Source organism: Paenibacillus sp. BSR1-1, from assembly GCF_030403775.1.
In the GTDB taxonomy this organism is placed as follows: domain Bacteria; phylum Bacillota; class Bacilli; order Bacillales; family Cytobacillaceae; genus Neobacillus.
Genome location: NZ_JAQMWQ010000014.1, coordinates 83,817 through 99,037 on the forward strand (window position 1 = coordinate 83,817; position 15,221 = coordinate 99,037).

At 38.8% G+C, this 15,221-nt stretch carries 12 protein-coding genes and 1 other annotated feature; of the genes, 8 read left to right on the plus strand and 4 right to left on the minus strand.

All coding sequences use genetic code 11. The features are described 5' to 3' along the window. Window positions 1–5: 5 nt before the first annotated feature. Window positions 6–1,724 carry an acetate--CoA ligase gene (acsA, locus tag PH210_RS18665; protein ID WP_289987680.1) on the minus strand — a complete coding sequence of 573 codons (1,719 nt, stop codon included), beginning with the start codon at window positions 1,722–1,724 and terminating at the stop codon, window positions 6–8. Between the two features lie 212 nt (window positions 1,725–1,936). Here acsA and PH210_RS18670 point away from each other — a divergent pair, with 212 nt between their 5' ends. The 3 genes from PH210_RS18670 to PH210_RS18680 are packed head-to-tail and all read left to right on the plus strand — an operon-like array spanning window position 1,937 to window position 4,421. Continuing rightward, window positions 1,937–2,569 (plus strand): GNAT family N-acetyltransferase, encoded by a 633-nt coding sequence (locus PH210_RS18670; RefSeq protein ID WP_289987682.1) that lies wholly within the window; start codon window positions 1,937–1,939, stop codon window positions 2,567–2,569. Between the two features lie 35 nt (window positions 2,570–2,604). Beyond that, a complete protein-coding gene (locus PH210_RS18675; protein ID WP_289987685.1) occupies window positions 2,605–3,252 on the plus strand; it encodes an acetoin utilization AcuB family protein in 648 nt (215 codons plus the stop codon). Continuing rightward, on the plus strand, window positions 3,249–4,421 hold the full coding sequence (locus PH210_RS18680) for an acetoin utilization protein AcuC (RefSeq protein ID WP_289987687.1): 1,173 nt from the start codon (window positions 3,249–3,251) through the stop codon (window positions 4,419–4,421). The genes PH210_RS18675 and PH210_RS18680 overlap by 4 nt, the downstream gene beginning before the upstream one ends. A gap of 46 nt (window positions 4,422–4,467) precedes the next feature. On the opposite strand, the gene PH210_RS18685 is transcribed toward PH210_RS18680, so the two are convergent. After that, entirely contained in the window at window positions 4,468–7,206 is a 2,739-nt protein-coding gene (locus PH210_RS18685) for a transglycosylase domain-containing protein (protein WP_289987689.1), read from the minus strand. A 147-nt stretch (window positions 7,207–7,353) separates the two neighbouring features. After that, window positions 7,354–7,568 (plus strand) — a binding site (T-box leader). A gap of 441 nt (window positions 7,569–8,009) precedes the next feature. Here PH210_RS18685 and tyrS point away from each other — a divergent pair. Together tyrS and PH210_RS18695 are read left to right on the plus strand one after the other, a co-directional pair. After that, the gene (tyrS, locus tag PH210_RS18690; protein WP_289987691.1) at window positions 8,010–9,263 is read left to right on the plus strand and encodes a tyrosine--tRNA ligase; all 1,254 of its coding nucleotides are present in this window, start codon (window positions 8,010–8,012) and stop codon (window positions 9,261–9,263) included. Window positions 9,264–9,346: 83 nt separating this feature from the next. After that, window positions 9,347–9,535 carry a DUF6954 family protein gene (locus PH210_RS18695; protein ID WP_289987692.1) on the plus strand — a complete coding sequence of 63 codons (189 nt, stop codon included), beginning with the start codon at window positions 9,347–9,349 and terminating at the stop codon, window positions 9,533–9,535. A gap of 38 nt (window positions 9,536–9,573) precedes the next feature. On the opposite strand, the gene rpsD is transcribed toward PH210_RS18695, so the two are convergent. Continuing rightward, window positions 9,574–10,176 (minus strand): 30S ribosomal protein S4, encoded by a 603-nt coding sequence (gene rpsD / locus PH210_RS18700; RefSeq protein WP_289987693.1) that lies wholly within the window; start codon window positions 10,174–10,176, stop codon window positions 9,574–9,576. 390 nt (window positions 10,177–10,566) lie between these two features. On the opposite strand from rpsD, the gene PH210_RS18705 reads away from it, so the two are divergent. After that, window positions 10,567–11,991, plus strand: coding sequence for a sensor domain-containing diguanylate cyclase (locus PH210_RS18705; RefSeq protein ID WP_289987695.1), 1,425 nt, complete (start codon window positions 10,567–10,569; stop codon window positions 11,989–11,991). A gap of 29 nt (window positions 11,992–12,020) precedes the next feature. Here the strand turns inward: PH210_RS18705 and msrC are convergent, their stop codons facing one another. Continuing rightward, a complete protein-coding gene (gene msrC, locus PH210_RS18710) occupies window positions 12,021–12,503 on the minus strand; it encodes a free L-methionine (R)-S-oxide reductase MsrC (RefSeq protein WP_289987697.1) in 483 nt (160 codons plus the stop codon). Between the two features lie 157 nt (window positions 12,504–12,660). Here msrC and refZ point away from each other — a divergent pair, with 157 nt between their 5' ends. Both refZ and ezrA read left to right on the plus strand, forming a co-directional pair. Then, on the plus strand, window positions 12,661–13,293 hold the full coding sequence (gene refZ / locus PH210_RS18715; RefSeq protein ID WP_289987698.1) for a forespore capture DNA-binding protein RefZ: 633 nt from the start codon (window positions 12,661–12,663) through the stop codon (window positions 13,291–13,293). A gap of 167 nt (window positions 13,294–13,460) precedes the next feature. Further along, entirely contained in the window at window positions 13,461–15,149 is a 1,689-nt protein-coding gene (gene ezrA, locus PH210_RS18720; protein WP_289987700.1) for a septation ring formation regulator EzrA, read from the plus strand. The last annotated feature ends 72 nt before the right edge of the window (window positions 15,150–15,221 follow it).

The following is a 15,221-nucleotide window of genomic DNA, read 5'->3' on the forward strand; positions in this document are numbered from 1 at the left end:
ATATTTTAGTCCTCTAGTGTGGAGAGGTCGCCTGCTGGTAAATTCAATTCCCAAGCCTTTAAGACGCGGCGCATAATTTTTCCGCTCCGTGTTTTTGGCAGCTTCTCACGGAAATCAATTTCTCTTGGGGCAGCATGGGCGGCAAGACCTTTTTTCACAAATTGTCTGATTTCTTCTTTCAGCTCATCTGATGCTGTATAGCCATCCCTTAAAGCGATAAATGCTTTAATGATTTCCCCTCGGACAGGGTCTGGTTTACCAATTACGCCTGCTTCTGCAACCGCCGGATGCTCGACAAGCTTGCTTTCTACTTCAAATGGTCCTACCCGTTCACCAGATGTCATAATTACATCATCAATTCGCCCTTGGAACCAGAAATATCCATCCTCATCCATATATGCAGAGTCACCGGAGAAATACCAGCCGCTCGGCATAAAATAGGATTCATATTTCTCAGGATTATTCCAGATTGCATGCATCATGGAAGGCCAGCCTTTTTTAATAGCAAGATTCCCCATGCGATATGGCGGAAGTTCATTTCCTTGATCGTCCACAATAGCGGCCTTAACCCCTGGAATTGGTTTCCCCATTGAACCCGGCTTAATCGTCATACAAGGGTAATTGCTAATCAGCTGGGCTCCAGTTTCTGTCATCCACCAGTTATCATGAATTCGGTGATTAAATACTTTCACACCCCATTTAACAACTTCCGGATTTAACGGTTCACCGACACTTAAAACATGACGAAGACTGCTTAGGTTGAATTTTTTTACTAATTCATCACCAGCACCCATTAGCATGCGGAAGGCAGTTGGGGCGCTATACCAAACGGTAACACCGAAATCCTCAATCATTTGATACCAGGACTCAGGACTAAAGCGGCCGCCGATAATGACATTTGATGTTCCAGTTAACCATGGACCAAAAATGCCGTAGGAAGTTCCGGTAACCCAGCCAGGGTCAGCTGTACACCAGTATACGTCGTCCTCTTTTAAATCAAGCACCCATTTTGCTGTTTGGTAGTGCTGGATCATCGCATTATGTACATGCAGTACCCCTTTAGGTTTTCCTGTAGAGCCGGATGTATAATGCAGGATTAGGCCATCTGTTCTTTCTACCCATTCAATTTTAAGTTCTTTGCTTGCGGATTCAAACTTTTCTAAAAAATTAATATAGGAACCTTGTTCTACGACATTATTGCCGACAAGGAAAATATGCTTCAACGCAGGCAATTCGCTGACAGGGACTCTGTCTAATAACTCAGGTGTTGTAACCAATACCTTAGCCTCACTGTCCTGCAGGCGATCCTTAACAGCACCTTCCATAAAGGCTTCAAATAATGGGCCGACAATGGCACCAAGTTTAATAGCACCTAAAACTGTAAAGTAAAGCTCAGGTGAACGAGGCATAAAAATGAATACACGGTCACCTTTTTCAACATCACCGTAATTCTTTAGAACATTCCCAGCCTTATTGGAAAGATCCTTCATCTCTTTAAAGGTATACTTTTCATTCCTTGACCCGTCACGATAATAAAGGGCAACTTTATTTTTTCGGAAGGTTGCTGCGTGGCGGTCAATCGCTTCATAGGCCAAATTCACAAGACCTGTTTCACTCCAAGAGAATTGCTTTTCTGTTTCTTTCCAGTCAAAATTCTTATACATTTCCTCATAATTTTGTAAATTATGATCTCCTTGAACAACTGGTAACGCTTCCACTTTCATTTAATCTCCCCCTTGGTGTGTATTTTAAGATAATTATAGTACAAAAAGTTACTATTCACAATTTTTTAAATTTTACCTGCTATAATTTTATTTAAATTCTAATAATATTTGTTTATAAATCTGAAAATTTTGTTAAGTCAACTTTACCTACTAGATTTTATGTATAATAGAATTGAAATTGAAATACGAATGATTTTTAGGTAGGTGACTATATGGAACATAAAAAAACATATAATGCCAAACAACTCAAAACACCACATGGGACCCTGATTATTGAAGGGCCTATTTCTTCAGATAAACTAGCAGGGCTTGATTTTCATGAGGACCTGATTGCTTTTCGCCCTCCCGAGCAGCAGCACAAGGCTTTAATTGGGATTGCTGACCTTTCAGAAGGCAGAATCATTATTGCCAGGTACCGAAATACCATTGTTGGTTATGTCACCTTCCTTTATCCAGACCCGCTTGAAAGATGGTCAGAAGGAAAAATGGATAATTTAATTGAGCTTGGTGCCATTGAGGTTATTCCCCAATTTAGAGGCTGTCAGGTAGGTAAAAACCTTCTGATTGTTTCGATGATGGATGATGCAATGGAAGACTATTTAACCATAACAACCGAGTATTATTGGCATTGGGATTTAAAAGGAACAAAATTAAATGTATGGGAATATCGAAAAATAATGGAAAAGATGATGAATACTGGCGGCCTTGAATGGTATGCAACAGATGACCCAGAAATCTGTTCACATCCTGCCAACTGCCTTATGGCGAGAATTGGTAAACGTATCGATAGTGAAACGGTCCAAAAGTTTGACCGCCTGCGCTTTATGAATAGATTCATGTATTAAAGTTTATATTGCCTGCACTCGAGGGGGAATTTTTAATGATCGTTGAAGAAATCATGAAAACAGATGTCGCAACACTATATCCAAACAATACAATTGCCGATGCAATGGATTTAATGGAATCTAGAAAAATTCGCCATATTCCTATTATTACTTCAGAAAACCAATTGGTAGGTCTTGTTACTATTGCTGAAATTAGGGAGGCAACACCCTCCATTTTTCATGCGAATGAGCATCCGGAGGATTTAAAAAAGCCGCTTGAGACAATCATGGAAAAAAACGTTATTACTGGTCATCCTCTCGACTTTGTGGAAGAAGTGGCCAGCCTCTTCTACGAGCATAAAATAAGCTGTATTCCCATCATAAATGATCAAAAGCTGGTTGGTATTGTTACCGAAACTGATTTACTGCGAACCATGGTTGAGTTGACAGGTGCCCATCAGCCCGGATCACAAATTGAAATAAAGGTTCCTAATTTAGCAGGAAAACTTAGTGATATTACTACTGTTATTAAAAACCGGAAAGCAAATATTCTTAGTGTACTAGTATATCCTGACAAATCGGATGATCAATATAAGATTCTCGTCATCAGGGTGCAAACGATGAACCCGACGGCGCTTATTCAAGACCTTAAAGAAGCTGGCCACCAGGTTTTATGGCCTAATCTACCGGGGATTTCCCTATGAAAGATCAATGCTCCTTTGTTTTCTCAGAAGAACTGTTAAATTATAAATTTAGCAGTCATCATCCGTTTAACCAATTCCGGCTTAAATTAACAGTAGATCTATTAAATAAAATGAATGCCTTAAATCCTGAACACATCATTCCTCCAAGAATAGCAACAGACGAAGAATTAGCGCTTATTCATGATCAAAGTTACATAGAGGCAGTGAAAAAAGCTGGAAATGGGCAGCTTCCGAACGAAATTGCCGAAAATTATGGACTTGGTACTGAAGATACACCTATTTTTCCTCATATGCATGAAGCAAGTGCCTTATTGGTTGGCGGCACTTTAACGGCTGTAGACGAAGTTATGTCCGGCCGTGCCCGTCATGCAGTAAATCTAGGAGGAGGATTGCATCATGGCTTCCGAGGCAAAGCCTCTGGATTTTGCATTTACAATGATAGTTCAGTAGCCATTAAATATCTGCAAGAGAAGTATAATGCCCGGGTATTGTATGTTGATACAGATGCCCACCATGGGGACGGAGTCCAGTGGTCCTTTTATGATGATCCGAAGGTGTGCACCCTTTCGATTCATGAAACAGGAAGATATTTATTTCCTGGTACAGGGAATATCAATGAAAGAGGACAAGGTTCAGGCTATGGTTATTCCTTTAATATCCCAGTCGATGCCTTTACTGAAGATGAGTCATGGCTGCATGCCTATTCTCAGGCAATTAAAGAAGTGGCTGCATTTTTTAAACCAGATGTAATTCTGACGCAAAATGGAGCTGATTCCCATTATTATGACCCTTTGACACATCTATCAGCAACGATGAAAATCTACCGGGAAATTCCAAAGCTTGCCCATGAAATTGCTCATCAATATTGCAATGGAAGATGGATTGCGGTAGGTGGAGGCGGCTATGATATTTGGCGGGTGGTGCCGAGAGCCTGGGCGCACATATGGCTCGAAATGACTGAAAACCCAAATTGTTATGGCAGCTTGCCTGAGGAGTGGGTGGAGCGCTGGCAAAATGAGGCGCCTGTCCAATTGCCAAGGGAATGGGATGACCCAGAAAATTTATATACACCTATCCCAAGAAAAGCAGAAATTACCGAAAAAAATTTACTTACACTTGAAAAGGCACTGTATCCGATTCGGAATCATCAAAAAAGTGAATCTGTATAATTTAACGTAAAAAAACACAAGAGATGTTAGTCTCTTGTGTTTTTTATTACGGTGCAGGAGTTGTTGCAGCACCAACAGTAACTTGATTAGATGGGGGAGATTCTTTGCCAGCAATATCAACAGCCGTTACATAGTAATTCCCGTTGCCTGCCGTATAAGACTTAGAGCCGCCATTGACGCTGGCTACTTTAATGCCGTCTTGATAAACTCTGTACCCCACAACATCATTATCACCAGGTGATGACCAGGTTAGGGTACTGCCAGAAACCGATAACCCTACACTATTAGGAGCCTTTCCGTTATCAGCCATTTTTGCACTTGATACAAGAACTTTGCCCCAACGGTCCTTATTTGGAATGAGCTGGCTATAATTTTTAAAGTTCTTTCCTACCATCCGAGTAATGAAGTCTGGATTTAGTATTAAACCAAACTGGGCAAACTCTTTTGGGGTAGAATCAAGGGCTAAATATCGGTTGCCGCCTATGGTGACAAAGTTACCTTCAATTAAGCTATCATCAACTTTAGAAGGAACGTTATTAACATTAAAGTAATCACTCTCAATTAATCCTGCTTTGGAACAAGCACTAGATGGCAGCATTCCGGAAACAGCACAATAAGAGCGTTTTACAATTCCTTCTGGCATTTGAAACGATTCTTTAGGATCAATTAAATCCGGTTTAAGGTTATAGGCAGAATTGATTAATTCAGCCCACAGATTATTCGTCCGCTGGCTGTAAGACAACCCTCTAGACTGCAATGATTTAGGTGTATCATAACCGGTCCAAATACCAAAAGTGACATTTGGGTTGGTTGCAACGAACCATGAATCAACATATTCATTACCAGTCCCTGTTTTTCCTGCCCAATCGGCACGGAATTTTAATTTACTATTAATCCCTGCTGCAGTCCCCATTTTGATAACATCCCGCATCATATCGAGCGTTAAATAGGCAGTCTGCGGTTTGAAGACGTCTACAGGCTTCACCTCGTGTTGATAAATAACTTTTCCGCTTTTATCAACAATTTTATCAATCATATAGGCATCGATAAATTTCCCGCCGTTCGCAAAAGTACTGAACGCATTTGTGTTTTCTTCTACAGTTACCCCCGTTATGGAACCGATGGCAGCTGAAAGGTTTGTATGATCCTCTTTACTTAACGAGGTAAATCCCATCTTCTCCAAATACTTCGCGGGATGCTGATTGACGATTTCAGAGTAAAGTTTCACTGCCGGAACGTTATAAGACTTTGCGAGTGCATATCTTGCTGAAACTAAGCCGCTATAGCGATAATCGTAGTTTTGCGGCCATGGCTTGCTTCTCCCAGGAATAAAATTTAAGGCAACGTTAGGAAGCGGTGTGCCAGGAGATGCTTTTCCCAACTCTATTGCAGGGCCGTAAACAAGAAGCGGTTTCATTGTGGAAGCGTTTGGACGAAGCGAACTAGTTGCGTGATTCATCTGTTGTTTATCATAATCTCTTCCGCCAACAAAGCTAATAATTTTCCCAGTCTTGTTTTCAATAAGCTCTGCTCCGACTTCCACGGGTTCCATCACAGTTTTCTTTTCACCTGTTTCAGGATCCTTTTTTTCCTGGGGTTTATCGGGGCCGTAATATTTGTAATTATCCTTTACCTTTTGCATCGCTTCGTAAATATCTTGGTCGATGGTGGTATGGATTTGGTAACCATTTTGATGTAAAGCATGGTTGGCCATTGTTTGATATTTGTAGTAAAGATTATCATCATTTTTTAAATCTTTGTCTGTATAGCCATCTTTTTTGGCGAAAACTGTTGTTAGAATCCCAACAGCTCGCTTTTCAATTTCTGTAGGCAGTCCTGGGTATTTTTCACTTGGAGTACTGATCGGCTTAATAAAATCTTTCGTAATATCGTAGGAAGATGCTTCTGCATATTGCGTTTGATTGATATAACCGCCATCGAACATCCGTTTTAAAACTGTTTTCATCCGTGTAAGTCCTGGTTCAAGATTGTTCTTGACTGTACCTTCTCTTGTAAAAGGAGTATATCCAAATGGACTCTGAGGCAAGCCTGCGATAAATGCTGCCTGCGGAAGGGTTAATTCACTTGCTTTTTTTCCAAAAATACCTTTTGCGGCTGCTTCAACTCCGGCAATATTTCGGCCTGATGAATTTCTGCCAAAGGTAGATACGTTTAAGTAAGCTTCGAGGATTTCTTTTTTATCGAAGAATTTCTCTAAACGAAGGGCAAGTAAAATTTCATTGGCTTTTCTTTGAAAGGAAACCTCATTGGTTAAGAGTTGGTTTTTAATTAATTGCTGTGTTAATGTGCTCCCGCCAGATTGGACAGAAGAGTTGGTCACTTCTTGAAAGAGGGCGCGGAAAACTGCCTTTGGCACGACGCCATGATGCTTATAAAAATATTCGTCCTCAGTAGCAACCACTGCATTAACTAGGTAGTCTGATACTTGATCCAGCTTTACTTCTTCACGTTCAAGATCGGAGCGCATTTTTCCTAAATAAACATTGTTAGCAAAATATAATTCCGATGGTTCTGTATAATTATAAATATCTTTTTTCATACTTTCATATGAGCGGACAGGTTCGTCCTTTACTAGTGAGGCAAAGTAACCAGCTCCAACCCCTGTAGCAAATGAACCTCCAAGGATGATAACTGTTAAAACCAACAGGAGTAGGTTCCAAAATACAGAATAGGTAATTCGGGCCCCTTTTACAGCCTTTTTATGGGTTATTAAGTTAAGCACGGATTTTGTTTTTTCCAGCCATGCTTGAATTTTTTCATTCATTAATAGCATCACCTCATCTAAAATCACATACATTATAGCATATTGAAGGAATAAAAACTGACAACGTTCTACATTTTTCTGAAATTTCCATTTCGAGTTTGACATAAGCAGAAAGATATGGTAAAAATGCTATAAGTTAAATTTCATAACCAAGCATTGAAGGGAATCAATTGTAGTTCTTCTATCCCTGTAAATTAGAGAGTCAGCGGTTGGTGAAAGCTGTCACAAATAGAAGAATGAATTACATCCTCGAGCTTTCTCTGTGAAAAGAGCAGTAACAGAGAACGGATAAACCGTTATATTTTTCGAGTTGGAGGAATATTCCTCAAGCTGGGTGGTACCGCGATTATATCGTCCCTGCAATTTTGCAGGGACGTTTTTATTTTTTTACCGGTTCATTGCCCGAATAAAGGAAAAGGGAATTGTTCGGGTAAATGAAAGCTCAGTTCATTGCCCGAAAAGAGAAAAAGTGAACTGTTCGGGTAAATGAAAGCTCAGTTCATTGCCCGAAAAGAGAAAAAGTAAGCTGGTCGGGTAAATGAAACCCTGTTTCATTGCCCGAAAAGAGAAAAAGTAAGTTGTTTGGGTAAATGAAACCCCGTTTCATTGCCCGAAAAGAGAAAAAGTAAGTTGTTTGGGTAACTGAAACCGCAGTTCATTGCCCGAAAAGAGAAAAAGTAAGCTGTTTGGGTAAATGAAACCCCGTTTCATTGCCCGAAACGAAAAAAGTTAGCTGTTCGGGTAAATGTAAGCCAAGGCAGCAAAAAAAGGGAACTACAATTTTTTAGTTGGAGGGATAAGGAATGGATTTATTACAGGATTTAGCGTGGAGAGGGATTATTTATCAGCAAACGGATGAAGAAGGTTTAAAGGATACAATTAGCAAGGAAAAAATTTCATTATACTGTGGGGTCGATCCTACTGCAGACAGTATGCATATTGGACATCTGCTTCCGTTTTTAACGCTAAGAAGATTCCAGCAGCATGGCCACCGTCCAATCGTGTTAGTCGGCGGTGCAACAGGGCTTATCGGAGACCCAAGCGGGAAAAGTGAAGAGAGAAAGCTTCTAACTCTCGAAACAGTACAAAACAATGTCAACGGAATCAAAAAACAATTACAGTCCATTTTTGAATTTGAAGGAGAAAATGGCGCCATAATGGTAAATAACTATGACTGGGCCGGCTCAATGGACGTGGTAACTTTTTTACGTGACATTGGTAAACATATCGGCGTAAACTACATGCTGGCAAAAGACACAATTGCCTCTCGCCTTGAAACTGGCATTTCGTTCACTGAATTTACGTACACCATTTTACAAGCAATGGATTTCCTTCATTTATACCAGAATCATAATTGTAAATTACAAATTGGCGGCAGCGACCAATGGGGGAACATAACATCTGGTCTTGAACTAATCCGCAAAATCGAGTCGGAAGGATCTAAGGCATATGGTTTAACTATTCCGCTCGTTACAAAAGCAGATGGAACAAAATTCGGAAAAACAGAAAGTGGTGCAGTATGGCTTGATCCGGAAAAAACTACTCCATACGAGTTCTACCAATTCTGGATTAACACTGCTGATGCTGATGTAGTCAAATACCTAAAGATTTTCACTTTCCTTTCCCATGAGGAAATTGAAGAATTAGAAAAAGCTGTCCAAGAAGAGCCGCATCTTCGTAAAGCTCAAAAGGTTTTGGCCGAAGAATTGACACGCCTCATTCATGGTGATACTGCCCTAGAGCAGGCGATAAAGATTTCTCAGGCTTTGTTTAGCGGCGATGTGAGAAGCTTAACGGCTGCCGAGATTGCACAAGGCTTTAAGGATGTTCCTGCCTACGAGTCAGCTAATGAGGAAAATTTAGTTGATCTATTGGTAGCAGCGAAGATTTCACCTTCTAAGCGACAGGCTCGCGAAGATATTTCCAATGGAGCAGTTACTGTTAATGGTGAAAAAATAACCGATACTGCTTATGTCCTCCAGGAAATAGATCGGATTGAAGGACAGTTTACGATAATTAGAAGAGGCAAAAAGAAATACACGCTAATCAATTATTAAGAAAAGTAAGGAAGGGCCTTGGTGAATCCAAGGTCCTTTTTTTTCGTCTATATAAATATGAAGAGAAAATGGGGGTGAATTAAATGAAATATATATTGCATGTATTTTTTATCATTCTCATTGCACTGGTCACATTTTTCGGGCTTGGGCCCGTATTATTCGCTGATGGAACAGCTCGTGAAAGGGTATTAACCTCAATTGTACTTGTATTAATCTATGCACTACTTGGATTTGGATATTGGATGTCCATTAAATTAATCAAAAGAAAATAAAAAACCCCGAGCCGTAATTGGCTTGGGGTTTTTTGTTATTAACGAGAGTAGAACTCAACGATAAGAGCTTCGTTAATTTCAGCTGGAAGTTCAGAACGCTCAGGTAAGCGAGTGAAAGTACCTTCAAGCTTGTCTGCATCAAAAGTTAAGAAATCAGGTACGAAGTTGTTAACTTCAACTGCTTCTTTAACTACATCAAGATTACGTGATTTTTCACGAAGGCTGATAGTTTGACCAGCTGTAACGCGGTAAGATGGGATATCAACGCGTGAACCGTTAACTAGGATGTGACCGTGGTTAACTAATTGGCGAGCTGCACGACGAGTACGAGCTAGACCTAAACGGTATACAACGTTGTCAAGACGTGATTCTAAAAGAACCATGAAGTTTTCACCGTGTTTACCAGAAAGCTTGCCAGCTTTGTCAAATAGGTTGCGGAATTGACGCTCATTGATTCCGTACATGTGACGAAGCTTTTGCTTCTCTTGTAATTGCAATCCGTATTCAGAAAGCTTTTTACGTTGGTTTGGACCATGTTGTCCAGGAGCGTAAGGACGCTTTTCTAATTCTTTACCTGTGCCGCTTAGAGAGATTCCAAGACGACGGGATAATTTCCAGCTTGGGCCGGTATAACGAGCCATGAATGACTCCTCCTCTGTGTTTTTATTTTGGTAAAATAAAAACCGTTATGAAACATCATTAAAGCCATTTTGTTTTCATGCACCTTCGCCCTAGCAGCTAAGGGTTACAAGATGCACCTTCGTAAGGCAGTTGCCTTATGAGGAACAAAATGAATCAAATAAAGTTGTTCACATAGGCTGCAATATTTTACACAAAGAGTATTATATAGTTTTTATTCATCCAAAGTCAAGTATATTTTTTATCTGTTAGCAAAAGGAACAATAATGAGTTGAAAAAAATTTATAAATTATTCAAATTAATATTCCAAAAATACACGATTATTATCTATAATTAGGTTACGATGTATATTTTTGGAATTGAAAACGGATGGAAAATTAGGTGGAGATGGAATGGATATTCTCGAAAGAGAGTTAATCTTGCAATCAGAAAGATATAAGAAGTTATTTCGTATTTCCGAAAAACTGCATTCCACGTTTGATATCGATACACTTTTGGGAGAATTATTCGTAATCCTTCAAGAAGTATATCCTGATTTCTCGTATAACCTGCTGATGTCCCAAGATACATATATCCATAATGAACTTCCGATCTTGGAATTGGAATATGATAATGAAAATATTGCGGTGATAGAAGCTTATGTAACTCGCGAAAAACAATATGAGCAATCGGACAGCCATACAATTATATACGAGCCAATTAAAGGGATTCAAGGGATTTATGGAGTCTTACAGGTATTTGTACCAAATGAATGTGAATTTCTAAAAGCAGAGGTGGAATTCATAACATTATTAGCGGGAAGTGTTGGGCAGTCATTAGAAAATGCACTTCTTTATCAGCAGTCAAGACGCAGAATTTCCAATTTAAAATTAATAAACGAAACCTCACATCGCTTAAATTCTAATCTACATTTGGCAGAAACGATTGGTTATATAACAGAGCAAATTAAGTCTTCCTTTAATGCGCAAGAAGTTGGTTTTTTTATTCTCTCCGAAGAACACGAAAAAATGAAAGTACTCCCTGGTTCAACTCCCTACTTTTTTACAAAACAAGCAAGGTTCTATGTGAAATATATTAAAGAAAGAATTCAAATGGAAAAAGAGTCACTCTTTATGGGTGATATGAGTCTCCCCAACATTCAAACCATCACGAATTTTCATTCGGTAATGGCAGTACCGATGATTCAGGCTGAGAATTTAAAGGGGTTCACTATTGTTATGCACCAAAAACCCTACTACTTTTCTTTTGAGACCTTCAAGCTGCTGCAATCATTAATCCATCATTCTTCGCTAGCACTTACGAATTCTTTGCTTCGAGAAGAATTAGAAAAATTGGTCATTACTGACCACCTTACAAAGCTCCATTCCAGAAAATATTTGGATGAACAAATTCAATGGTCGATGAAAGAAGATGAGGAAGGAACTTTTATTCTCATAGACATTGATAACTTTAAAGAAATCAATGATTCACATGGTCATCAGGTCGGAGATGAAGTTCTCATCCAAGTAGCAAATGTAATAATGAGTAATATTCGCGGAAATGATATTGGAGCCCGTTGGGGAGGTGAGGAACTCGCCATTTATCTGCCGAAGGTAGCACTTGATGCAGGTGTACGTATTGCTGAAAGATTGGTTGAGAAGGTGGCAGAATGCACCAATCCACACATTACCGTGTCGTGCGGTGTTTCCTATTGGCATAAGGAGCGGCTTGATACCTACAATCATTTATTTAAACGAGCCGATGAAGCACTTTATCATGCGAAAGGAACGGGTAAGAATAAGGTTGTATCGCAAAATGATAATATGAAGGTTAGTTAGGCACGGATTTCAATCCCGTGCCATTTTTTTTAAATATACTCTAACAAAATTGCAGCAAATTCTTCTAGTTTTTGTTGATCAAGTTCGTCAAAGCGATTTTTTTCAGGTGAATCGATATCTAATACACCAATAAGCTGTTCCCCTTTTAGAAGTGGAATGACAATCTCTGATTGGGATGCAGCATCGCAGGCAATATGGCCGGGAAACTGGTGCACATCCTCAATCCGCAAGGTTTCTCTTTTCAAAGCGGAAGTCCCGCAAACTCCTTTGCCAAGCGGAATGCGGACACAGGCCGGTAAACCTTGAAAGGGGCCTAATACAAGTTCACCGTTTGTATCTAAGAGATAAAAACCGACCCAGTTGATCCGGTCGAGAAATTGGTTTAATAAAGCAGTAGCGTTGCTGAGATTCGCAATTTGATTTTTCTCATCGTGCAGAAGTGCCTGCAATTGTTTTTTCACGAGATCATAATTTTCTTCGCGACTTCCTCTATACATTTCGACGTTAAACATGAAATTTCCCCTTTTTCTTATAAAATCTATAACTTATTTTATCAAAATAAGAAGAAAATGAGCAGACTTTGTCGATATTTTCATAAAGGAATCTATTGTGACATAAAGAATCTTTATGTAAGGGGATATTCGGTGTTTTAATTGGGGGGGAAAGCTGATGAAGAAAAATTCAAAAGAAGCGATCGTTAAAGCCGCCGTATTATTGTTTAATTCAAAAGGGTACACAGGGACGTCAATCAGGGATATTGCTCATTCAGCAAAAGTAAATTCGGCAACGATTGCTTATCATTTTGAAAATAAAGCTGGATTGTTAGAATATTGCTTTACGCATTTTTTTGAACAATATATCAGCAAAATGGAAGAAGCTTACCTCTCAATTGAACGAGGAGCTGAAGTCTGTTTAAAGCGAATTGTCGCCGATTTAATTCACTTTCAATGCGAAAATCTGCAGCTGGCGTGCTTTGTATATCGTGAAATGTCAATCGATTCACAGGTTGTCAGAGAAATTATGTCGACTTATTCATTAAAAGAAAAATATTACTTTCAAAAAATCTTTGAAAGAGGGTTTGAATGGGGAGAGTTCCGCCCTCATTCCATTCCATATTTAATCATACAACTTAAGGGGTTGATCATGATGCCCTTTATGAACAATCATTATATGAGAGAAGTATTATATGTTTTTCCAAATGAGCAATTTTTTGAGCAGAAATATTTAAAAGATATCAATCAATGGATTGAAAAAACATTATGCTCAGATGTACCAATTAAAAAAGGAGCAATGCTAAAATAGCGGCAATCGCTATTTTTTTTTATTTTGCAAAAAAATTGAATTTAATAGTCAAAAAATGTCGTTTACATGGTATCATAATAGCATTGAATAAAACATTAAGTGATCTTTTTATATAAACGAAAAAATTCTTTTAATAGAATCATTGTGTTGAGCTAGGAGGCTTTCATGTGAAGTATTTCATTGGTTTATTCTTCCTATTACTAGCCCTATTTGTAGTAGGATATTTAATAAAGAAAAAATATTTTAAAGAAATGGATCGATTGGAAGCATGGAAAATTGATCTAATGAATCGTCCGATACTGGATGAAATGTCGAAAGTGAAACAGCTTAATATGACCGGACAAACCGAGGAGCTTTTTGACCATTGGCGGAGTCAATGGGATGATGTCGTAACTGTGAAGCTTCCGGACTTAGAAGAAATGCTGTTTGATGCAGAAGAGTACATAGACAAGTACCGCTTCAAGAAGTCAAAGGAAGTTCAACAAAAGATTGCCGAAAAACTGCAGGAAACAGAAGACCAAATTAAAAGTATTTTGGAAGAGCTCCATGAACTTGTTGGCAGCGAGGAGAAAAACAGAGTAGAGATCGAGGAATTAAAAGAGCTTTATCGGGAATCGAAAAAAATGCTTTTAGCCCATCGTCATAGCTTTGGTAATGCTGAAAAATGCTTAGAGGTGCAGCTTAGTGAAGTGACGCAAAAATTTCATGAATATGATGAAAAAACGGAAAACGGCAATTACCTTGAAGCAAGAGAAGTGGTCTTACTGATTCATAGCACACTTGGCTCAATCAAAAGCAATATGAATGTAATCCCTCAGTACTTAATTGAATGTCAGTCATTGATTCCCAATCAGCTTGCTGATGTTTTCGATGGATACCGGGAAATGACTGGTCAAGGCTATTATTTAGAGCACATAAATGTGGAAGCGGAAAAGATTCGCTTAGAAGAAAAGCTCACTGAGATTGTAATGCAAATTGAAAAAACAGAAATAGAGCAAGCTGAAGAAGGGATAAAAGAAGTAAAGGAAAGAGTCGATATTCTTTTTGACCTTTTGGAAAAAGAAGTTCATGCCAAGCATTTCGTGCTGAAGAATGAAAAGGTAACTAGCGGTCTCCTTATTTCAGCTGAGGAAGAAAATAGAAACCTTTCAAATGAAGTATTTCATATTCAAGAAAGATATCAGTTATCAGATGATGATTTTGAGACACAGCGGAATTTGGATAAAGAACTTACTGCAGTATTTAAACATTATGATATTTTATTGGAAAAATTAAAACTAAACGAAACAGCTCAATCTGTTCTAAGTGAGGAACTAAATGAACTAAAAGAACAATTAGAAATCATCCTCGACGGACAGCATGCGTTTGCTTATAAACTGCAAGCACTGAGAAAAGATGAAATTGAGGCAAGAGATAAACTAAAGGAACTAACGAAAAAGGTTGGGGAGACCGTCCGCCTTGTTGCAAAGAGCAATGTTCCAGGCTTACCTGATGACTACAAGTACCTATATGAAGATACTAACGAAAGTATTCAAAATGTCAGATACCAGCTGGAGGAAAAGCCGCTTAACATTTCCGCCCTTAATCAATATTTAGAAATTGCCGTATTAACCGTTGATAAACTTGTTTCTTCGACAATTGAATTGATTGAGAATGCAACGCTTGCGGAAAAAGCCATTCAATATGGAAACCGATACCGACGCCAGTATCCTTCTGTTGCAAAAGGCTTATCGGATGCCGAACACGCTTTTAGACTCTATGATTATCAAGAGGCTTTAGAGCAAGTAGCGGCTTCCTTGGAAGGTATTGACCCGGAAGCATTAAAGAAAATAAAAGCTTCGGCTGTCATGGAATAAAAAACCGATTCTGGTTGAATCGGTTTTTTTCTTTTCTTTTTCAAAAGATAGGTTTATGATAAGATTTATTTT